The sequence below is a fragment of the Micrococcus sp. HOU01 genome, from assembly GCF_035609305.1.
In the GTDB taxonomy this organism is placed as follows: domain Bacteria; phylum Actinomycetota; class Actinomycetes; order Actinomycetales; family Micrococcaceae; genus Micrococcus; species Micrococcus luteus.
Window position 1 is genome coordinate 1,682,262 of sequence record NZ_CP141211.1, and the last position, 19,514, is coordinate 1,701,775.

Annotated in this window: 16 protein-coding genes, 3 tRNA genes and 1 pseudogene; 9 read left to right on the forward strand and 11 right to left on the reverse strand. The window is 72.3% G+C overall.

Features of this window, described 5'->3' with window-relative positions:
• Positions 1 to 2: 2 nt before the first annotated feature.
• The 4 genes from SOY78_RS07675 to SOY78_RS07690 form a co-directional block, all read right to left on the reverse strand.
• Positions 3 to 617, reverse strand: a complete 615-nt coding sequence (locus SOY78_RS07675) for a ClpP family protease (protein WP_169577765.1) — start codon at positions 615 to 617, stop codon at positions 3 to 5.
• A gap of 267 nt (positions 618 to 884) precedes the next feature.
• Positions 885 to 2,243: a trigger factor gene (gene tig, locus SOY78_RS07680; protein WP_324701394.1), complete on the reverse strand. Its 1,359-nt coding sequence runs from the start codon at positions 2,241 to 2,243 to the stop codon at positions 885 to 887.
• Between the two features lie 42 nt (positions 2,244 to 2,285).
• Positions 2,286 to 2,359: transfer RNA gene (locus tag SOY78_RS07685), tRNA-Pro, on the reverse strand.
• An 83-nt stretch (positions 2,360 to 2,442) separates the two neighbouring features.
• Positions 2,443 to 3,336 (reverse strand): SDR family oxidoreductase, encoded by an 894-nt coding sequence (locus SOY78_RS07690; protein WP_250161879.1) that lies wholly within the window; start codon positions 3,334 to 3,336, stop codon positions 2,443 to 2,445.
• A 76-nt stretch (positions 3,337 to 3,412) separates the two neighbouring features.
• Here SOY78_RS07690 and SOY78_RS07695 point away from each other — a divergent pair.
• Positions 3,413 to 3,486 (forward strand) — tRNA-Gly (locus SOY78_RS07695).
• A gap of 117 nt (positions 3,487 to 3,603) precedes the next feature.
• The gene (locus SOY78_RS07700; RefSeq protein WP_250161880.1) at positions 3,604 to 4,431 is read left to right on the forward strand and encodes a DUF1345 domain-containing protein; all 828 of its coding nucleotides are present in this window, start codon (positions 3,604 to 3,606) and stop codon (positions 4,429 to 4,431) included.
• Positions 4,432 to 4,452: 21 nt separating this feature from the next.
• On the opposite strand, the gene SOY78_RS07705 is transcribed toward SOY78_RS07700, so the two are convergent.
• The 4 genes from SOY78_RS07705 to SOY78_RS07720 are packed head-to-tail and all read right to left on the reverse strand — an operon-like array spanning position 4,453 to position 8,358.
• Complete coding sequence (locus SOY78_RS07705) at positions 4,453 to 5,364, reverse strand: Fpg/Nei family DNA glycosylase (protein WP_250161881.1); 912 nt, start codon at positions 5,362 to 5,364, stop codon at positions 4,453 to 4,455.
• Complete coding sequence (locus SOY78_RS07710) at positions 5,365 to 5,838, reverse strand: ribose-5-phosphate isomerase (protein ID WP_250161882.1); 474 nt, start codon at positions 5,836 to 5,838, stop codon at positions 5,365 to 5,367.
• 37 nt (positions 5,839 to 5,875) lie between these two features.
• Positions 5,876 to 7,489 (reverse strand): flavin-containing monooxygenase, encoded by a 1,614-nt coding sequence (locus SOY78_RS07715; protein ID WP_324701395.1) that lies wholly within the window; start codon positions 7,487 to 7,489, stop codon positions 5,876 to 5,878.
• 14 nt (positions 7,490 to 7,503) lie between these two features.
• On the reverse strand, positions 7,504 to 8,358 hold the full coding sequence (locus SOY78_RS07720) for an alpha/beta fold hydrolase (RefSeq protein WP_181816363.1): 855 nt from the start codon (positions 8,356 to 8,358) through the stop codon (positions 7,504 to 7,506).
• Between the two features lie 183 nt (positions 8,359 to 8,541).
• Between SOY78_RS07720 and SOY78_RS07725 the strand changes: the two genes are divergently transcribed.
• The 4 genes and pseudogenes from SOY78_RS07725 (at position 8,542) to SOY78_RS07740 (ending at position 13,289) form a co-directional block, all read left to right on the forward strand.
• Positions 8,542 to 9,312 carry an IclR family transcriptional regulator gene (locus SOY78_RS07725; protein ID WP_250162096.1) on the forward strand — a complete coding sequence of 257 codons (771 nt, stop codon included), beginning with the start codon at positions 8,542 to 8,544 and terminating at the stop codon, positions 9,310 to 9,312.
• Positions 9,313 to 9,467: 155 nt separating this feature from the next.
• Complete coding sequence (gene pepN, locus SOY78_RS07730; protein WP_416383419.1) at positions 9,468 to 12,089, forward strand: aminopeptidase N; 2,622 nt, start codon at positions 9,468 to 9,470, stop codon at positions 12,087 to 12,089.
• A gap of 126 nt (positions 12,090 to 12,215) precedes the next feature.
• Positions 12,216 to 12,599, forward strand: a pseudogene (locus SOY78_RS07735) (OsmC family protein); the annotation flags it as partial.
• Positions 12,600 to 12,815: 216 nt separating this feature from the next.
• Complete coding sequence (locus SOY78_RS07740) at positions 12,816 to 13,289, forward strand: globin (RefSeq protein ID WP_167754995.1); 474 nt, start codon at positions 12,816 to 12,818, stop codon at positions 13,287 to 13,289.
• A gap of 40 nt (positions 13,290 to 13,329) precedes the next feature.
• On the opposite strand, the gene SOY78_RS07745 is transcribed toward SOY78_RS07740, so the two are convergent.
• Positions 13,330 to 14,040 (reverse strand): hypothetical protein, encoded by a 711-nt coding sequence (locus SOY78_RS07745; protein WP_036381128.1) that lies wholly within the window; start codon positions 14,038 to 14,040, stop codon positions 13,330 to 13,332.
• 78 nt (positions 14,041 to 14,118) lie between these two features.
• Here SOY78_RS07745 and SOY78_RS07750 point away from each other — a divergent pair, with 78 nt between their 5' ends.
• Positions 14,119 to 15,138, forward strand: a complete 1,020-nt coding sequence (locus SOY78_RS07750; protein WP_036341631.1) for an acyl-CoA thioesterase — start codon at positions 14,119 to 14,121, stop codon at positions 15,136 to 15,138.
• A 186-nt stretch (positions 15,139 to 15,324) separates the two neighbouring features.
• On the opposite strand, the gene ettA is transcribed toward SOY78_RS07750, so the two are convergent.
• Together ettA and SOY78_RS07760 are read right to left on the reverse strand one after the other, a co-directional pair.
• Positions 15,325 to 17,007 (reverse strand): energy-dependent translational throttle protein EttA, encoded by a 1,683-nt coding sequence (gene ettA / locus SOY78_RS07755; RefSeq protein WP_324701397.1) that lies wholly within the window; start codon positions 17,005 to 17,007, stop codon positions 15,325 to 15,327.
• Positions 17,008 to 17,105: 98 nt separating this feature from the next.
• A complete protein-coding gene (locus SOY78_RS07760) occupies positions 17,106 to 17,657 on the reverse strand; it encodes a single-stranded DNA-binding protein (protein ID WP_036381125.1) in 552 nt (183 codons plus the stop codon).
• Between the two features lie 198 nt (positions 17,658 to 17,855).
• Between SOY78_RS07760 and SOY78_RS07765 the strand changes: the two genes are divergently transcribed.
• A tRNA-Arg gene (locus SOY78_RS07765) sits at positions 17,856 to 17,929 on the forward strand.
• A gap of 115 nt (positions 17,930 to 18,044) precedes the next feature.
• The gene (locus SOY78_RS07770) at positions 18,045 to 19,490 is read left to right on the forward strand and encodes a DUF2079 domain-containing protein (protein WP_145950764.1); all 1,446 of its coding nucleotides are present in this window, start codon (positions 18,045 to 18,047) and stop codon (positions 19,488 to 19,490) included.
• Positions 19,491 to 19,514 lie beyond the last annotated feature (24 nt).

Consider the following 19,514-nt stretch of genomic DNA (forward strand, 5'->3'; position numbering starts at 1 on the left):
GCTCAGCCCCGGACGCCGCCGCCGCCGGTCACGGACGCGGCACGGTCGGCGATGTGGTCGATGAAGCCGTACTCGAGGGCCTCCTGCGCGGTGAACCACTTGTCACGCGCGTTGTCCTCGAGGATGGTCTCCACGGACTGGCCCGTCTGCTCGGCGGTCAGCTCCGCCATCACCTGCTTCATGTGCAGGATCAGCTGGGCCTGGATGCGGATGTCCGACTCGGTGCCGCCGATGCCGCCGGAGGGCTGGTGCATCAGCACGCGGGCGTGGGGGGTGGCGTAGCGCTTGCCCTTGGTGCCCGAGGCGAGCAGGAACTGGCCCATGGACGCGGCGAGGCCGGTGGCCACCGTCACGACGTCGTTGGGGATGTACTGCATGGTGTCGTAGATCGCCATGCCCGCGGTGACGGAGCCGCCCGGGGAGTTGATGTACAGGTAGATGTCCTTCTCCGGGTCCTCGGCCGAGAGCAGGAGCAGCTGGGAGCAGATCGCGTTGGCGTTGTCGTCACGGACGTCCTCGCCCAGCCAGACGATGCGCGACTTCAGCAGCTGGGTGTAGAGGAAATCCTCGCGCTGCGCCGGGTCCACCGAACGCATGCTGGGGGTGATGTCGGTCATCACTTCCGCCTTCCTGTCGAGATGTCCACGGGCCTCCCGAACGGCGGCCGCTCGCGCGGACGGACGGGTCCCTGATTGAGTCCGACACTAGCCGGGCGTCCGGGCCAGCGCGCGGGACGCCGTCGGCGTTTCGCTGTTGGCGCAGGTTGTCGCGGCCCCCGCCCGGGGCCGCCCACCGTGACCTCGGGACGACGACGGCGCCCCCGCCGGCGTGGGCGGGGGCGCCGTCGTCGCGGCTCGGCGGGGGTGTGCCCCCGCCGGCCGATATCAGGCCTGCTCGGCCGCCTCGGCGTCGTCGGCCTCGGTCGACTCGGCGTCGAGGGCCTCCTGGCCGCCCGGGGTCACGAACGCCGTGAGGTCCACGGCCTTGCCGTCGGTGTCGGTGACCTCGGCGTACTCGAGGACCTTGGCCAGGGCCTTGCGGCGGCGGACCTCGCCCATGATCATCGGGATCTGCCCGCCCTGGTCGAGCATCATGGCGAACTGGTTCGGGTCCATGCCGTACTCGGAGGAGGTGGCGATGATGTACTCGATCAGCTCACCCTGGTCGACCGTGACCTCCTCGGCCTCGGCGACCTCGTCCAGGATGACCTCGTTGGCGAACGCCTCGCGGGTGTTCTGCTCGAGCTCGGCACGGTGCTCGGCGGTGTCGTGGTCGTCGCCCGCGGTGTGGCCGCCGGCGGAGAAGTGCTGCTCGACCTGCTCGGCGATGACGCCGTCCGGCACCGGGACCTCGACGAGCTTGGCCAGCTCCTCGAGGACCTTGTCGCGGGCCTCGACGCCCTGGCGGTTCACGGCCTCCTCGGCGGCCTGCTTCTTCAGGTCCTCCTTGAGCTCGGCGATGGTGTCGAACTCGGAGGCCAGCTGGGCGAACTCGTCGTCGGCCTCGGGCAGCTCGCGCTCCTTGACGGCCGTCAGCTCCAGCTTGACCACGGCGGTCTCGCCGTCGTGCTCGCCGCCGTTGAGCGTGGTCTCGAAGGTGGCGTCCTCGCCGGCGGACAGGCCGTCGAGGGCCTCGTCGATGCCCTCGAGCATGGTGCCGGCGCCCACCTGGTAGGACAGGCCCTCGGCCTGGTCGACCTGCTCGCCGTCGACCGTGGCGGTCAGGTTCATCGTGACGAAGTTGTCCTGCGCGGCCGGGCGGTCCACGTCCTTGAGGGAGCCGAAGCGCGAGCGCAGGGCGTCGAGGGCCTTCTGCTCGTCCTCCTCGGTGGCCTGGGCGGGCTCCACCGTCACCTTGAGGCCCTTGTAGTCGGGCAGCTCGATGGTCGGGCGCACGTCGAACTCCGCGGTGAAGGCCACCGGGCCCTCGGCGTTCTCCGCGTCCGGGGTGGTGGTCACGTCGACCTCGGGGCGGGAGATCGGGGTGAGCTCGGCCTCGGCGATGGCGGCGGAGAACCAGGTGTTCAGGCCCTCGTTGACGGCCTGGTCCACGACGATCTCGCGGCCGAAGCGCTGCTCGATCAGACGCGCCGGGATCTTGCCCTTGCGGAAGCCCGGGATCTGCACCTGGTTGGCGATGTCCTTGAACGCCTTGTCCAGGGCGGGCTTCACCTCCTCGAACGGCACCTCGACGGTCAGCTTGACGCGGGTCGGGCTGAGGTTCTCTGCGGTGGACTTGACCACGGATGACTCCTGTTGGTGGTGGTGGATGGTCTTGACGTCGAGTCGGGGTGACAGGATTTGAACCTGCGGCCTCACGCTCCCAAAGCGCGCGCTCTACCAAGCTGAGCTACACCCCGCCGTCGTCCCCGACGCCGGCGGGCTCACGCGGTGGAGGCTCGCCGGGCACCCGAGGGACTGCCCGAGGGCAGACTGTGGAATCCTAGCGCGCCGTCTCGCGCCCCGCGAAAAGCCGCGATCGCCGGCCCGTGAAGCCGTCCATCGTGGCGTTGACCCCGAGGACGTCCATCGTGCGGTCGAAGACGGGCGCCGGCAGGGCGCGCAGGGGCGCGATCAGGCCGACGGCGCGCGGGAGCAGCAGGCGGGTGCGGCCGGCCTCGACGGCGTCCAGCACCTCCTGCGCCACGTGGTGCGGATCCAGCACGGGCAGCAGCCAGGGCACCCGGCTGCGCACGCCCGCGAACATCCCGGTGTCGATGTAGAAGGGGCAGACGGCCAGGGAGGTGACGCGGCTGCCGTCCTTGCGGAGCTCCGCGGCGAGGGACTCGGCGAACCCGACCGCGGCGTGCTTGGTGGCGGAATAGTCCGTCTGGCGTGCGACGCCGACCAATCCCGCGGCCGAGGCCACCGTGACCACGGCCCCGCGGTCCCGGGCCCGCATTCCGGGCAGGACCGCCCGGGTCAGCCAGTACGGCGCGAGCGCGTTCACCTCGAAGGTGCGGCGGATGCCCTCCTCCGTGGCGTCCTCGAGGCGCGCGCCCGTCACCACGCCCGCATTGTTCACGGCGACGTCCACCTCTCCGGCGCGGGCGGCGGCGGCCTCGACGGCGGCCGCGTCCGTCACGTCCACGCGCTCGGCCCGGGCGTCCGTGCCCTGAGACCGGATCTCGGCGGCGACGGCTTCAGCCCCCTGCAGGTCGAGGTCCCAGACGTCGACGCGGCCCGCGCCGCGGCGCGCGGCCCCCAGGGCGATCAGTCGTCCGATGCCGGACGCGCCGCCTGTCACGAGGACGGTCGCGCCCCGCAGGGACAGGGGATGACGGCCGGCGAGGGCGGCCGCGGTTCTGCGGAGGGCGGGACGGGAGCCGTGCATCATGCCTCTTCCCCCACGGCCGACGCGGGCCCGCCGTGATACGGTGTCAGCCGCTGGTCCGCGCCGAGCGCGGCCCCGCGGGGATGTAGCTCAATGGTAGAGCCCCAGTCTTCCAAACTGGCTACGCGGGTTCGATTCCCGTCATCCCCTCCAGATTCCCTGAGCCGGGTCGTCGTGTGCGCACGATGGCCCGGCTCATGACTTTCTCGGGTGCGTCGTCGTCCGCACCGGTTCCTTTACCGCTGTGCCGGCCATCTGCAGGATGGACCCATGCAGAACACCGCGCAGACGCATCGAGGGGCGTCCACCGAGGTCCGTGGGAGGCCCTGGTGGCACCGCATCGTCGAGAACGACACACTGCGCATGACCGTCCTGTCCATGCTGGCGGCCGCCGTCGCGATCGGCTTGAGCACCCTGGTGATCACCACTCCCCTCGGCGACGCGCTGGGCGTCGGCACAGCCCGGCGCGCCTCCTGGATGACCGCACTGATGACGCTGTGCCTGATGTGGTCGATCTACTCCGCCCTGGACACGGTGGTGCTGCACCGGTGGCTCGGCCGCCGCGACTCAACAGACCTGCACGCGCTGCTGCGCACGCGCTCCCGCGGCCCGAAGGAGTCCGTCCATCCGGTCGGCTGGAGGGCCCTGATGCTGGGAGCGTCGAGCACGCTGGCCAACACCGTCACCTTCTCGGTGATGGCGATGCTCGTGGTGGTCATCTCGATGTGGATGCCGGAGGTCCGGTCCGTGCCCACCATGCGCCTGCTGGCCGTGGCCACGGTCCTCGCGTCCTGGGCGAGCATCGTCCTGGCCCAGGCGTTGCGCTACGCCCGGCTGACGGCACAGCACGATCCGGAGAGATCTCGGTCGGAGGGCGAGTCCCCCGCTCCCCCGATCCGCTTCCGCGGCTCCGACGCTCCGGTCTTCTCGGACTACGTGGCGCTGTCCTTGACGCTGTCCACCATGATGGGCGCCCAGGACGTCGAGTTCTCCGGTCGCGCCGCCCGCACGGCGGTCCGTGAGCACGCGCTGGTCGGATTCCTGTTCAACTCGATGATCATCGCGGCCCTGGCCTCGCTGCTGCTCACCGTCGCCTGATCAGGGCCGGCCACAGGCCCCTCAACTCTGACAGGTGAGGCACCGGTAGAGCTTCCGGGCCGCCATCTCCTCCACCACGATCGTCTCGCGCCCGCACACCAGGCAGGCCAGGCCCTGCCGCTGGTACACGTAGTTCGCGTGCTTGGGCCAGGCCGCTTCGGCAGGGATCCCCGGCCGGTGCTCGGGCCGCGTGGTGACGATCCGCCCGAGCCGCACGCCCTCCCGCATGAGCGCGGCGTTGTCCGCCCAGAGGGATTCCAAGTCAGGTGCAGAGACCTCCCGGGCCGGCCGCCACGGGTCGATGCCGGCCCGGAACAGCGCCTCGGCCCGGAAGATGTTGCCGATCCCGCTGACGGCCGCCTGGTCCATCAGCACGACGCCGATCGGCCGCCGTGTCCGCCGGGCGAGGTCGTAGAACGGCGCGGGATCGTCGTCGTTGAGCGGATCCGGACCGAGACCGGCGACGACATCGGCGGCCTCGGCCGGGGTGAGTGCGCGGCACCGGCTCGCGCCGATCAGGTCGGCCCAGCCGTGCTCGCTGCGCAGGCGCAGGCGGACCGTGGAGGCCGGCGGCGGGGGCTGGACCCAGCCGTCGGCGTCGCGGGCGGGCTCGGCGGCCGGGGCGCCGTCGTCGTGGACCTCCCGCTCGCCGATCCGGCGGGGTGCACCGATCGAGGACGCGGCCGCGAAGTCCTGATCCCCGCCGAAGGTCCACGCCCCGTACATGCCCAGGTGGACGTGGAGCACGTGGCCGCCGGAGACGTCGGCGAAGAAGTGCTTGCCGTGGGCCCGGGCGCGCTCGAGGACCTGGCCGTCGAGCAGGGCGGCCCCCTCGGCGAACCGGCCCTGCGGACTCGTGGCGCGGATCCGGCGGCCGCCGAAGACGTCGGTGAACTGGCGCGCGAGACGGTGGACGGAGTGGCCCTCAGGCACTCACATCAGCACCTCTCCGGTGGTCTCGTAGTGCGCGATCTTCCCGATGCGGCGCACGTGGCGCTCGTCCTGGGAGAACGGTTCGGCCAAGAACGCCTCGATGAGCTCGGTGGCCTCCTCGAGCGAGTGCTGCCGACCGCCGACAGCCACGACGTTCGCGTCGTTGTGCTCGCGGGCCAGCCGCGCCGTGTCCAGGTTCCAGGCCAGGGCGGCGCGGACGCCGGCCACCTTGTTGGCGGCGATCTGCTCGCCGTTGCCGGAGCCGCCCAGCACGATGCCGAGCGAGTCCAGCCCCTGCTCGCGGTCGGCGACGACGGCGCGGGCGGCGTTGATGCAGAAGCCCGGGTAGTCGTCCTGCGCGTCGTACTCGGTGGGTCCGTGGTCCACCATCTCGTAGCCGGCGGCGGTGAGGTGCTCCACCAGGTGGGCGGACAGCTCCATGCCGGCGTGGTCGGTGGCGATGTGGACGCGCATGCGCAGACTCCTCCAGAAGGACGACGGTCGGGTGGGGTCAGTCTACTGACGGCCCCACCCGACCCCCTGCCGCGGGGCGGGCCGGCGAGATCAGCGCGACCGATCGCTCGGGCTCGCGCACCGGCATGGGCTCGGGCTCCCCGCTCGCCGAGGAGAGGAAGCCCTCCCCGGTGAAGTGGCCGTTGCGGGCGCGGAAGTCGTAGGCGTAGTCGGGCCAGATCAGCGTCAACTTGCCCGAGCGGGGGTCCACGTACCAGGAGTGGCAGCCGCCGTCCACGAGCCACACCGAGGTGGCGGCCCGCTCCTGGAGACGGTCCACGTACTCCTCCTGGGCGAGTGTCTCGGGGACCATCGTCCGGATCCCCTCGTGCTCCGCCCGGTCCAGGGCCTCCAAGATGTACGCGATCTGCGACTCGATGATGTAGACGATCGAGTTGTGCCCCAGCGAGGTGTTCGGCCCGTTGATGGCGAACAGATTCGGGAATCCCGCCACGGCCGTGGAGTCGAACGCCGCCATGCCGCTGCTCCAGTGATCGGCCAGGGAACGGCCCTCACCGTCGTGGACGCGGTCGGCGAACGGCGGCTGGGCCGCCTCGAAGCCGGTGCAGAGGACGACGACGTCGACCTCGTACCCCTGACCGCTCACGCCGAACAGCCGGCTCCCCTCGACGCGGTCCAGCGCGCTGTCCTCCAAAGTGACGTTGTCCCGGGCCATGGCCGGGTAGTAGTCGTTGGAGACGAGCACACGCTTGCAGCCCGGCAGGTACCGCGGCGTGAGGCGCTCACGGAGCTCGGGGTCCGAGACCGCGGCGGCCAGGTGCCCGAGGGCCTGCGACCGGACATGGTCCAGCGCGGTCGGCACACCGCGGCGCTGGGCATAGCTCGACTCGGCGAACCAGAAGATGTCGTCGCGCTCGCGCTGCATGGTGTGCGGGGCGCGCTCGAACATGCGCCGCACGGCCGCGGAGTACGGCTTGACCACACGGGGGGTGACCCACGCGGGGGTGCGCTGGAAGACGACGAGCTCGGCCGCCGTCGCCGCCAGCTCGGGGATGACCTGGATCGCGGAGGCGCCGGTGCCGACGACGGCGACACGCTTGCCCGTCAGGTCCACCGTGTGGTCCCAGCGGGCGGAGTGGATGACCTCGCCCTCGAAGGCGTCGAGACCGGGAACGTCCGGCAGGCGGGGGTCGGCGAGGTGCCCGGTGCCCGTGATCAGCCAGCGTCCCGTGTAGGCCCCGCGCGGAGTCCGCACCGTCCACCGCTCCGTCTCGGGGTCCCAGTGCGCTTCGAGCATGTCCGCCCCGAGACGCAGGTGCGGAGTGAGGCCTTCGTCCTCGGAGAAGCGCACGAGGTAGTCCTGGATCTCCGGGCCCGGTGTGTAGAAGCCCGACCACTGCGGGTTCGGCGCGAAGGAGAAGCTGTAGAGGTGGCTCGGGACGTCGCACGCGGCGCCCGGGTAGGTGTTGTCCCTCCAGGTCCCGCCGACCTGCTGGGCACGGTCCAGGATGAGGAAGTCCTCGCGGCCGTGACGCCGCAGCTGGGCGCCCATGCCGAGGCCGGCGAATCCGGAGCCGATGATGAGGATCTCGGCGGACTCGTCGCGCGGTGCGGGGCGCACGTCGGTGGTGGTGGTTGTGGTGGTGGTCATGGCTGGCCCCTCTCTCAGGCGTGGGTCTCGGGGATGATCGCGCCGGCCGGATGGCGGTCGGGCTCGCGCAGGTGCAGGTCGACGATCTGCATGAGTTCGGCCGGGCGCTCGAGGAAGAAGGCGTGGCCGCTCGTCATGGTCGTCAGCCGCGCGTCGTCGATGATGCCGAGCAGCTCGTACTGGTGATGGGGCGGGACCATGATGTCCTCGGCACAGGAGACGATCAGTGTCCGCGCGGTGACGGCGGAGAGACGGTCGGCGACGTCCACGCGGGCGTTCAGGTCCATCTGCCGGGCGGTGAACTCGTCCGCGGTCAGGGAGGCGAGCGCCCCGTCGAGCATGGCCGGGGTCAGGGAGCGCAGGGCCAGCGGGGACAGGCCGCAGAAGGCCGTGTAACGGGCCAGGGCATCAGGGCTCGTGGCGTACAGGTGCCGCCAGACCTCGTTGCGCAGGCGCTGGTGGACATCCGTCGTCGCCCAGCCGGCCACGAGCACGAGGTTCTCCACACGGCGACCGAGGTCGGCGGCCAGCTGCCCGGCCACGACGGCGCCGAGCGAGTAGCCCAGCAGGTCGAACGCGGCGTCGGGGCCGAGGAGCTCGTCGACGGCGGCCCGCACCTGGCCGACCAGCAGGTCGACGGTCAGGTCCGCGGCGGGGTCGGCCGGCGGTGCCCAGTCGACGGCGATGACGCGCGTCCGCGTGGCCATCATCGGGAACAGGTGGCCGAAGTGCGAGGCGGTTGTCCCACCCGTGCCGTGGACCAGCACGAGAGGCCGGTCGAGCTCCCCGGGTGTCACCGAGTCGTGGCAGGTGACGGAGGCACCGTCCACGCTGACGGTGCGCGTGACGGTCGATGCGGTCAGTGGCATGGGGCTCCTTCTTGAAACCGATATGTGGACTATGGGGCCCGACACCTGCGATGTGACGCGCCCTACATTCCCCATCATGGCGCGTGTATTTCTCAGAATGCAAGCGGTGGCGGCAATCATTGAGTCCATCAGATGGAACTGGCTCCGACGCCGGAGCTGCGGCACGATGGACCGGTGACCCCTATGACCCCACCCACCGGCGTCCTGCCCCGTGCCGCCCTCGTGATGCGCCTGCTGCACGAGGCCGGACCCGCCGGCCTGCGGCTGAGCCAGCTCGTCCAGCGGACGGGTCTGCCCCAGCCCACCGCCCATCGACTGCTGGCCGACCTGGCGGAGCAGGGTGCCGTGACCCGGCGCGGGGCCGCCTATGCGCTCGGTGATCGGTGGGGCCCGGTCGGGTTCGAACCGGTGACGCCGCGGTGCCTGATCGAACGCGAGGCCAGCCGGGCCGTGGTCCAGGCCGCCGCGGACGAGCTGGGGGACACGGTCTACCTGGCGGCACGGGCTGCGGGCGGAGTGGCCTACCTCCTGCGATGCGACGGCGACTCCCCCGTGCGCGTCTTCACCGTGGAGGTCGGCGAGGTCAAGAGGCTTGCCGCCGGGTACGCCGGCATCGCGCTCCTGGCCGCCCTGCCGCCCGAGCGCCGGCGAGCGGAGGTGGACGCGGTCGTCGCCCGGCCTCCCCGCCGCTGGAACCTGACGGATGACGGGGCCCTGCACGACCTGCTGGACACCCTGCTGCGTCAGATGGACGAGCAGGGGTGGTGCGGCGGTGTGCCGGTCGTGCCCGGGGTGGCCGGAGTCGCCTGTGGCGTCCCGGCGCGGATGGGAAGCATCCCCCAGGTGTCCCTCACGGCCTCGGCGGCCGAGCAGCGGATGCCACCGGCACGCGTGCCCGAGGTGGCTGAGGTGCTGCGTGCGGCGGCGACCCGACTGGCCGAGATCGGGGGCTGAGCACGCCGGCCGGCCCGCCCTGACGCGGCCGTCCACGACGCCCGGGCCAGGTGGCACACTGGGGAGCACCGTGCCATGGCCCCCATCACAGGCGCCCGGCCGTGCCGCATCCACCCGACCCCAGGAGGAGTCCGACCGTGACCACCGCCGCCGCCATGAACATCACCCGCGAAGAGGCCGCCGCGCGCGCGGCCGCCCTCACCGTGGACGCGTACGAAGTGAGCCTGGACCTCACCCGCGGAGCGGAGCACTTCCACACGGCCACCACCGTGACGTTCGCGGCCACGCAGGACGCGGTGGGCACCCACACGTGGATCGACTTCGTGGCGGAGCAGGCTCCCACGGTGACCCTCAACGGCGAGGCGCTGGACGTGGCGGACTTCGACGGCGCCCGACTGCGGATCGGCCCGCTGGCGGCGCAGAACACCCTCGTGGTCGACGGGCTCGGGGACTACAGCAACACCGGCGAGGGCCTGCACCGGTTCGTGGACCCCGTGGACCAGGAGGTCTACCTCTACACCCAGTTCGAGGTGCCGGACTCCCGCCGCATGTTCGCGGTGTTCGAGCAGCCCGACCTCAAGGCCGCGTTCCGCTTCAAGGTGATCGCGCCGGCGCACTGGGCCGTGGTGTCTAACCAGCCGGAAGCCTCCCGCCGCACCCTCGGCGTCGTGGCGAACGAGGAGAACCCGCAGGGGGTGGACGCCGCGGTCTGGGAGTTCAAGCCCACCCCGCGCATCTCCTCCTACATCACCGCGCTCGTCGCCGGCCCGTACGCCTCCGTGCACTCGGAGCTGACCAGCGCCGACGGCCGCACGATCCCCCTCGGCGTCTACTGCCGCGCGTCGCTGGTGGAGCACCTGGACGCGGAGAACGTCTTCGAGCTCACCCGCCAGGGATTCGAGTTCTTCGAGGCCCAGTACGGCCACGCCTACCCGTTCGAGAAGTACGACCAGCTGTTCGTGCCCGAGTTCAACGCCGGCGCGATGGAGAACGCCGGCTGTGTGACCTTCCTCGAGTCGTACGTCTTCCGCGGGACCGTGCCGGAGGCGCTGATCGAGCGCCGCGCCATCACGATCCTCCACGAGCTCGCCCACATGTGGTTCGGCGACCTGGTCACCATGCGCTGGTGGAACAACCTGTGGCTCAACGAGTCCTTCGCCGAGTTCATGTCCACGCTCGCCGCCGCTGAGAACACGCAGTACACCGGCGCCTGGACCACCTTCTCCTCCATGGAGAAGAACTGGGCCTACCGTCAGGACCAGCTCTCCTCCACGCACCCCATCAAGGCCCGGATCCGCGACCTCGACGACGTGCTCGTCAACTTCGACGGCATCACCTACGCCAAGGGCGCCTCCGTGCTGCGCCAGCTCGTGGCCTGGGTGGGCCAGGAGAACTTCATGGCCGGCGTCCGCGCGTACATCGCCCAGCACGCGTGGGGCAACACCGAGCTGCCGGACCTCATGACCGAGCTCGAGGCCGCGTCCGGCCGCGACCTGTCCGAATGGACCCGCGTGTGGCTCGAGACCTCGGGCGTGAACACGCTGCGCACCGAGGTGGAGACGGATGAGGCCGGCACCATCACCGCGCTGCGTCTGCGCCAGAGCGCCCCGGACGGCTCACCGTCGGCGCCCGGCGACGACGTGCTCCGCCCCCACCGTCTGGCCGTGGGCTTCTACGACGTGGACGAGGCCACCGGCCGCCTGATCCGCACCGAGCGCTTCGAGCTCGACGTGGCCGGGGAGGTGACCGAGGTCGTCGAGGCCGCCGGCCGCCGTCGTCCCGCCGTGATCCTGCCCAACGACGACGACCTGGCCTACGCCAAGCTGCGCCTCGACGACGCCTCGTGGGAGGCCGCGTCCACGCGTCTGAAGGATGTGGACGGCTCCCTGGCGCGCACGCTGCTGTGGGGGGCGGCCTGGGACACCGTGCGCGACGGCGAGGCCTCCGCCGCCTGGTTCGTCGACCTCGTCCTCGCCAACGTCGGCCACGAGCGGGACTCCTCCGTGGTGCAGACGCTGCTGCGCCAGCTCGCGACGGCGATCGGCCTGTACCTGCCCGAGGACCAGGCCGAGGCCGTGCGGGTCGCGGCGGCCGACCGTCTGTGGGGCCTGGTCGCGGAGGCCGAGGACGGCTCGGACAACCAGCTGCAGTTCGTCAAGGCGTTCGCCCTGCACGCGCGCACCACGGCGCAGCTGGACCGCCTGGCCGCCCTCGTGGACGGCACCCGCACCGTGCCCGGGCTGGACCTCACCACGGACCTGCGCTGGGAGCTGCTCACCGCGCTGGTGGCGGCCGGCCGCGCCGGGGAGGCCGAGATCGCCGAGGCCGAGCGCGCCGACGCGACCGCCACGGGCGCGCTCGCCGCGATCCAGGCCCGGGCCGCCGTGCCGACGGCCGAGGCGAAGCGCGCGGCCTGGGAGCGGGTGATGGCCGGCGAGCTGTCCAACACGGAGCAGCGCCAGGCCCTGATCGGGTTCGCGCGGGTCCACGACGCCGCGCTGATCGCGCCCTTCGCGGACTCCTACTTCGAGGGCGTCGAGGCGATGTGGGACTCCCGTTCTCACGAGATGGCCGAGACCGCCGCGACGCTGGGCTACCCGACCGCCCAGGTCACCCGGGAGATCGCCGACCGCGCCACCGCCCTGTCCGAGCGGCTGGCCGGCACCCGCGCGGGGCTGTCCCGCGTCCTCGCCGAGGGCCGGGACGAGACTGTCCGCGCCCTGGCCGCGCGCGAGCACGCGACGGCGCACGTGCATCAGGTCCACGCCGGGGCCTGAGCCGGACGGCGGCTGACGCCTCTGCCGGCGCTTGCGGGGCGGTGCTGCTGGTGGGTATTCCACGGAAGATGCCCTCCAGCACCTCCCCGGCCGCTGTCGGGGCGCGGGCTGGCTAGGCTGGAACCCATGAAGCACACCTTCTCCCTGCGCACCGAGTGGACGGGCGACCGCGGCTCGGGCACCTCCGGCGTCCGCGACTACGACCGCTCCGTGGTGATCCAGGACGCCGCTGTCGGCGAGATCCAGGCCTCGGCCGCCCGCCCCTTCCGCGGCGACGACTCGAAGTGGAACCCGGAGACCCTCCTGCTCGGCGCGCTCGCCGAGTGTCACGTGCTCTCGTACCTCCATGTCGCGGCGACCTCCGGGGTCGTGGTCACGGGGATGACGTGCGGGGTCGAGGGCGAGCTCGAGGTGGACGGCGACGGCGCCGGTCGGTTCACCGCGATCACGCTGCGGCCCGAGGTCACGCTGCAGGACGAGGCCGACCGGGAGCGGGCCGAGGCCCTCCACGCCGAGGCGCACCGGCTGTGCTTCATCGCGAACTCGCTCTCGGCCCCGGTCGCCGTCGAGCCGGCCCGCCCCGAGGCCCCGCCCACCGGCACGCCGACGCTGCCGGACCACTCCGCGCGCCTGGGCGCCCCCCTGGCGGTGCTGCGGCCGCGCGTCGCCAAGGGCCCGTCCCGTGTGACGGGCCTGGCGGAGCGGCCCACCGAGGTCGAGCCGGTGATGCACGAGGGCACCCCCGCCCCGGTGGACCAGGTGCGCGCCCGCGACGCCACGGCGGGCCCCGCCGGCGCGACCCCGGCAGCCCCGGCCGCGCCCGGTCAGGCCACCAGCTTCTACGACGCCGTCGGCGGCCGCCCGACGTTCGACCGGTTGACCGCCGAGTTCTACGCCCGCGTGCGTGAGGACGAGATCCTCGCCCCGATGTATCCGCAGGACGACTTCGAGGGCGCCCAGCGTCGGCTGCTCATGTTCCTGGAGCAGTACTGGGGCGGACCGCGGACGTACTCCGAGGAGCGCGGCCACCCCCGCCTGCGCATGCGCCACGCCCCGTACCGGATCGACCCGGCCGCGCGCGACGCATGGCTGCGGCACATGCGCGCCGCCGTCGACACGCTGGGCCTGTCCCCGCTGCACGAGGCCGAACTCTGGGACTATCTGGAGCGGGCCGCCCACTCCCTGCAGAACTCGGCCTGACCGGCCGCCCGGCTGCGATTTCGACGCGCCGGGCGCGGGCTCACACCGCCATGGCGGGGCGGCCCAGCACGAAGCCGCCGGGGGTGTCCAGGCGCGTCCACGACCCCGCCGTGCTGAGCCGGGCGCGGCCGCCGGGCCGCAGGAAGCCCAGCGCGTGCGCGCCGAAGGCCATGCCGGCCGGGAACTGCAGCGCCTCGCCCCCGAGCAGGGGTCCCCACATCTGCGCCCGGACCCTGCGGACCAGCGCCTCCCCCGGGTTCTCGGGCAGGGCGTCCCGCACGGCGTCGGCGCCGCGCGTGGCCACCTCGGCCAGCTCCTCATCGGCGACCTCGGCCACGGGCGTCCAGCCGCCGCGGGGCGGGGTCAGCGCGGTCCAGGTGACGTGCTCGCGGCCCGGCGGCACGGCGAATGCCAGGTCGACGGGGTCCTGGCCGCGCATCCGCGCGGTGCGCTCGGTGACGGAGCCCAAGGCGACGACGGCGTCCAGGTCCGCCACGCCGTGGGCGGTCGCCAGGGGCACGGTGCGCAGCCCCAGGACGACGGGCACCCCGTCTCCGAGCCCGGCCGGCTGCAGCACGGAGACCCACTGGGCGAGCATCGGGGTGCGGGAGCGCCCCGCCTCAGGCACGACGTGCAAACGCATGCCCGTGTCGGCGACGCGCCGGGCGCGGCTGGCCAGCTGCTCGAGGTCCCGCACAGCGCGGTCGTCGACGAAGCGGAGGACGGGGGCGGCGGCGGGGTGCTCGGTCATGCAAGCATTGTCCCAGGTCCGTCGCGTCCCGGGCCGCCCCGCCGTCGCGGGTCCATCCATGTCGAAGGAGAGCCGTTCGTGCCGCAGCGCCATCCCCGTCCCCGCCCCGGTCACGCACCGGTCCGCCCGGCCTCGGCCCCGAAGGACCCCACCGAAACGCTGCGGGGGATCCTGGAGCTGACGCCGGCCGCGCCGGACCCGGTGACGGGTCAGGTCCGCTTCACGGGCACGACCCCCCGGCAGACGCACGGCCGGGTGTTCGGCGGCCAGGTGCTCGCCCAGGCGCTGGCGGCCGCCTCCCGCACGGTGCCGGCCGCCCGTTCCGCCCACTCGCTCCACGGCTACTTCATCCGCCCCGGGGACGCGCTGCAGCCCATCACGTTCACCGTCGAGACGCTGCGGGACGGCCGCTCCTTCTCCGTCCGCCGGGTGCTGGCCTCCCAGAACGAGAAGGCCATCCTCGCCCTGACCTGCTCCTTCCAGGAGCCCGCCGGCAGCGCGCTGGACCACCAGGTGGCCATGCCGGAGGGAGTGCCCCGGCCCGAGGACCTGCCCACGACGGCGGACGTGCTGGGCGCCATCAACCACCCCGTGGCCCAGGAGTGGGCCTGGTCCCGGCCGTTCGACATCCGCCATGTCACCCCGGCCATCTATGTGGAGCCGGCCGCCGAGACCGAGAACTGCAACATGGTGTGGATGAAGACCTTCACGCCCCTGGCGGACGACCCCGCGCTGCACCTGGCGGCGCTCACCTACGCCTCGGACTACACGCTCCTCGAGCCGATCCTGCGGCAGCACGGCGTCGCCTGGATCCAGCCCGGCATGTCCGTGGCCTCCCTCGACCACGCGATGTGGTTCCACCGGCCCGCCCGCGTCGACCAGTGGCTGCTCTACGTCCAGGACTCCCCCAGCGCCCAGGGCGCGCGCGGCCTCGGCACGGGCGCCGTGTTCACCGAGGACGGGACGCTCGTGGCCACGGTCGCCCAGGAGGGCATGATCCGCCTGCCCGAGGGGGCCGCCGCCCGGCGGGCACGGGCCCGGGGCGCGGCCCAGCGCATGGCCCTGCGGACGGTGCTGCGCCGCAGCTGGCGGCGCTGACCCGGCGGGTTCGCAGGGGGTGAGACTGCCGATCGGGCCCTGCCATGGGTGAGGCGGCTCGCCGTCCGCGCCGCGCGCACCGTTCGTCGTGGTCGACGTGGACCCCGCCCCGACACGACGACGGCCCGTCGCGATCACGTGATCGCGGCGGGCCGTCGTCGGCGCGGCGCCCGGGGGCGCGTCGGCTCAGTCGCGCGTGAGCTTGCGGTGCGTCATCCGGTGCGGGCGGGCGGCCTCGGGGCCGAGCCGATCGACCTTGTTGGCCTCGTAGGACTCGAAGTTGCCCTCGTACCAGTACCAGTTGGCCGGGTCCTCCGCGGTGCCCTCGTAGGCCAGCATGTGGGTGGCCACGCGGTCCAGGAACCAGCGGTTGTGGGAGACGACCACCGCACAGCCCGGGAACTCGAGCAGCGCGTTCTCGAGGGAGGTCAGGGTCTCCACGTCGAGGTCGTTGGTGGGCTCGTCGAGGAGCAGCAGGTTGCCGCCCTCCTTGAGGGTCAGGGCCAGGTTCAGGCGGTTGCGCTCACCGCCGGAGAGCACGCCGGCCTTCTTCTGCTGGTCCGGGCCCTTGAAGCCGAACGCGGACACGTAGGCGCGCGAGGGCATCTCGACGTTGCCGACCTTGATGTAGTCCAGGCCGTCCGAGACGACCTCCCACAGCGACTTCTCGGGGTCGATGTTGGAGCGGGACTGGTCCACGTACGAGATCTTCACGGTCTCGCCGATCTTCAGCTCGCCGCCGTCCAGGGGCTCGAGGCCGACGATGGTCTTGAACAGGGTGGTCTTGCCGACGCCGTTCGGGCCGATCACGCCGACGATGCCGTTGCGGGGCAGGGAGAAGGACAGGCCGTCGATGAGGACGCGGTCCCCGAAGCCCTTCTTCAGGTCCTTGGCCTCGATCACGACGGTGCCCAGGCGCGGGCCCGGCGGGATCTGGATCTCCTCGAAGTCCAGCTTGCGGGTCTTCTCGGCCTCGGCCGCCATCTCCTCGTAGCGGGCCAGGCGGGCCTTGGACTTCGCCTGACGGCCCTTCGTGTTGGAGCGGACCCAGTCGAGCTCCTCGGCCAGGCGCTTGGCGAGCTTGGCGTCCTTCTTGCCCTGCACCTCGAGGCGGGCGCGCTTGGTCTCCAGGTAGGTGGAGTAGTTGCCCTCGTACGGGTAGAGGCGGCCGCGGTCGACCTCCGCGATCCACTCCGCGACGTGGTCGAGGAAGTACCGGTCGTGGGTGACGGCGATGACGGCGCCCGGGTAGGAGGCCAGGTGCTGCTCGAGCCACAGCACGGACTCGGCGTCCAGGTGGTTGGTGGGCTCGTCGAGCAGGAGCAGGTCGGGCTTCTCCAGCAGCAGCTTGCACAGCGCGACGCGGCGCTTCTCGCCGCCGGAGAGGTTCGTGACCGGCTCGTCGGCCGGAGGCGTGCGCAGGGCGTCCATCGCCTGCTCGAGCTGGGAGTCGATGTCCCACGCGTCCGCGGCGTCGATGGCGGACTGCAGCTCGCCCATCTCCTCCATGAGGGCGTCGAAGTCCGCGTCCGGGTTCGCCATCTCCTCGGAGATCTGGTTGTAGCGCTGGATCTTGCCGTAGATCTCGCCGACGCCCTCCTGGACGTTCTCGAGCACGGTCTTGGACTCGTCCAGCTTGGGCTCCTGCATCAGGATGCCCACCGAGTAGCCGGGAGAGAGCCGCGCCTCGCCGTTCGAGGGCTCGTCCAGCCCGGCCATGATCTTCAGGATCGTCGACTTGCCGGCGCCGTTGGGGCCGACCATGCCGATCTTCGCCCCGGGGTAGAACGACATGGTGACGTCGTCCAGGATCAGTTTGTCGCCCACCTTCTTGCGGGCCTTGACCATCGTGTAGATGAATTCCGCCATGCGGCCCAGGCTAGTCGGTGGCCGCGGGATTCCACTCATCGTGCCGATCCCGCGACCACCGAGCCCGCTCCCCCTCCGTGCTCCGTGCCGCCCCGTGGTCAGGCGACGCCGGCCGCCGCCGGTTCGCGCCCGGGGGCGCCCGCGTCCGACTCGTCCGGGCCGGGCGAGGCCGGGGCGTCGCCACCCTGGAACCCGTCCGGCAGGCCCGCGCTGAACCCGTCGCCGACCGCGCCGGCCCGCCCGCCCGACGCGTCGTCGTCGCGCGGGGCCGACTCGGGGCGCGGCACGGCCGCGCGCTGGCTGCGCTGGAACGCCGCCGAGCCGAAGCCCAGGTCCAGCCCGACGGCGTCCGCCACCACGTCCACGGACGTGCCGGAGCGCTCGCCCGAGGACCAGTCGCGGACCCGGAGTCGACCGGTGACGATCACGGGGTTGCCCTTCTTCACGGACTGGGCGGTGTTCGAGCCGAGCTGGCCGAACGCCGAGATGCTGTACCAGTTGGTGTGGGCGTCCACCCACTCGGCGGTCTCGCGGTCGAAGCGCCGCTCGGTGGTGGCCAGGCGGAAGCCGGTCACGGCGGCCCCCGATGCGGTGTGGCGGGTGGCGGGGTCCGTGGCCACGAAGCCGCGCACGGTGATGAGGTCCTGCATGGTGTGCCTCCTGGGCTGGGCCCCGGTGGGCGCCGGGGCGGGTCGTCGGCGCATCGGCTGATCCGCCATGGCCAGACAACCCCACCGCGGGGCACCCCGGCAGGATCGGGGCCGGTCTGGGGGCGCGCGGCGGTCCCCGGGCGACTGTGCAGGAGCCGACGGCGCCGCGGCCGGGGGCCGTTAGACTGACACGGCCCAGCCCCAGTAGCTCAGCTGGACAGAGCAGCGGCCTTCTAATCCGCCGGTCGGGGGTTCGAATCCCTCCTGGGGCACCCAGACCAGGGGCGGAGCCGTCCGAGCACGCCCGACGCCCGCCCGAAGGAGACCGTCCTGAACCGTCTGCGCTCCTGGCTCCGTGCCCCGCGACCCGCCGTCCTCGAGGTCCGTGTGACCCGTCGCGAGGGCGTCCAGCTGGCCGCCCTGCTCGTCGCGGCCGCAGTCCTGTACGTGACGCACTCCTTCCTGCGGTACGCCACCTACGAGGCCAAGGGCTACGACCTGGGCATCTTCGACCAGGTGGTGCGGCAGTACGCGCTGTTCAACGCCCCCCTCAGCTCCGTCAAGGGCGTGGACTTCAACATCCTCGGCGACCACTTCCACCCGATCCTCGCGCTGCTGGCGCCCTTCTACTGGGTATGGCCGGACCCCCGCATGCTCGGCGTGATCATGGCCCTGGCCCTCACCGCGTCCGCCGTGCCGGTGTACCTGTTCGCCCGTCGTCGCACGGGACACGGGGTGGCCCTGGCCGCCGTCGCCGCCCTGCTGCTCTCCTGGCCCTTCCAGGCGATGGTGAACTGGGACTTCCACGAGGTCACCCTCGGCGTGCCGATCCTCGCCTGGCTCGTGTGGGCCCTGGACGGGCAGCGGGCGTGGCTCGCCACCGGCCTGTCGGCGCTGCTGCTCACGGTCCGAGAGGACATGGGCGTGACCCTGCTGGCCGTGGCCCTGGTGATGGCGATCCGTCGCTTCTGGCCGCAGGCCGCGGTCACCGCCGTCCTGGGCGTGCTCGGCTACTGGTTCGCCACGTCCGTGGTGATCCCCCACTACTCCCCCACCGGCGCGTTCGGCTACTGGCAGTTCACCGCCCTGGGCCCGGACATGCGCAGTTCGGTCCTGTTCCTGCTGACCCAGCCGTGGAACGCCGTCGCGGTGCTGTTCGACCACCCGTTGAAGGTGGCCCTCTGGCTCCTGCACTTCGTCCCGCTGCTGTTCCTGCCGGTCCTGAGCCCGCTCACGCTGATGGCCCTGCCGATCCTGCTCTCGCGGCTGTTCAACGACCGCCTCAACGTGTGGGCCCCCGTGTACCAGTACGACGCGATCCTCGCCCCGCTGCTGCTCATGGCCGCGCTCGAGGCGGCCCACCGGCTGGCCGGACGCCGGGACGCGCTGCGCCGGCTGCCCGCCGTCCTCGTCTCAGCGGCACTGGCCGCCGGTCTGATCGGCACCGCGTTCTTCCCGCAGGTGTACCCGCTGCACCGCACGATCGTCGGCGACATGACGACGACGCAGCACGCCCGCGACCTCGACCACGCGGTCGGGCTGATCCCGGACGGGGTGTGCGTCGAGGCCGCCGACAACGCCGTGCCGCACCTGACGGCCCGCACCTATGTGGGACTGCACGGGGACATCGGCGACGAGCTGGCCACGTGGATGATCGTGGACACCTCGGTGCCCGAGCTCGGCGGCTGGGACCCCCTCACCCCGGAGCAGGCGCTGGCCCGCGCCGAGCGGCTGGGCTTCGAGCGGGTCTGGTCCGCGCGCGACGTCGTCGTCCTGCACCAGCCGGACCGCGCGGTCTCGCCCACCTGCACGACGTACCTCGAGCACCGCTGAGCGGCGCCCCACGGCGCCGGCGGA